The sequence below is a fragment of the Protofrankia sp. CiP1_Cm_nod3 genome (assembly GCF_982290655.1).
The window spans coordinates 1-1,285 of the sequence record NZ_CEVIVD010000047.1; the positions used below are offsets into that span (position 1 = coordinate 1).

Sequence of the window (1,285 nt, forward strand, 5' to 3'; positions counted from 1 at the left end):
GTGGGGCGGGCTCACCGAGGCGGGCCGGGAGGCGCTGCGGGCCGGGCAGGTGCTGATGGGCAGCCGGCGGCAGTTGGCACTGGTCCCCGCCGACGTGGGCGGCCGGCGGGTCGAGTGGCCCACGCCGTTGGTGCCGGCGCTGCCGGGGCTGCTCGCCGAGCACGCCGGCGCCCGCGTGTGCTGCCTGGCCAGCGGCGACCCGATGTTCTTCGGCCTGGGCACGACGCTGGTGCGGCTGCTCGGCGCGCGGCGGGTGCGGGTGCTGCCCCATCCGTCCTCGGTCTCGCTCGCCTGCGCCCGGCTCGGCTGGGCGATGGACGCCGTCGACGTGGTGAGCCTGGTCGGGCGTCCGCTCAGCGCCGTGCACCCGGCCGTGCAGCCCGGCCGCCGGCTGATCGTGCTGTGCGCGGACGGCCACAGCCCGGCGGCGCTCGCCGGCCTGCTGGTGGGCCGCGGCTACGGCGGCAGCCCGTTCACCGTCCTGGAGAACCTCGGCGCGGATGACGAGCGGTGCCGCACCGGCACGGCCGCGTCCTGGTGTGACGGCGGTTGGCACGGCGACGAGCGGCACGACGGCGAGCCGACCGCCGCGCTGACCGACCAGGACACGCGGGCCGACCCGGACGCGACGACCGGTCTGGGGACGCTGGCCGGTCCGAACGTGGTTGCCGATCTGAACCTGGTCGCTGTCGAGTGCGAGCCCGGGCCCGACTCCGGGCATCTGCCGCGGACGGCGGGCCTGCCCGACAGCGTGTTCGAGCACGACGGCCAGCTCACCAAGCGGGAGGTGCGGGCGGTCACGCTCGCCCGGCTCGGTCCGGCCCCCGGCGAACTGCTGTGGGACGTGGGCGCGGGCTCCGGCAGCATCGCGATCGAGTGGATGCGCACGCACCCGGCCTGCCGGGCGATCGCCGTGGAGCCCCGGGCGGACCGGGCAGCGCGGATCCTGCGCAACGCGGACGCGCTGGGCACCCCCGGCCTGCGGGTCGTCGGCTCCCCCGCCCCCGCGGCGCTCGCCGGGCTGCCCACGCCGTCCGCCGTGTTCGTCGGCGGTGGGATCACGACTCCCGGTGTGCTCGAGCGGTGCTGGGCCGCGCTCCCGCCGGGCGGCCGGCTGGTGGCCAGCGCGGTCACCGTCGAGTCGGAGGCGGTGCTGGCCGGCTGGCACGCCAGCCACGGCGGCGACCTCGTCCGGCTGGCGGTGGCCCGCGCCGCGCCGGTCGGCGGTTTCACCGGCTGGCGGCCGATGCTGCCGGTCACCCAGTGGGCCGTGACCAAGACCGCC

Annotated in this window: 1 protein-coding gene; it reads left to right on the top strand. The window is 78.0% G+C overall.

The annotated features are described in order from the left end of the window. A partial coding sequence (gene cbiE, locus AC5LUJ_RS11415) for a precorrin-6y C5,15-methyltransferase (decarboxylating) subunit CbiE (protein WP_493464914.1) occupies window positions 1-1,285 on the top strand: 1,285 nt, incomplete at both ends.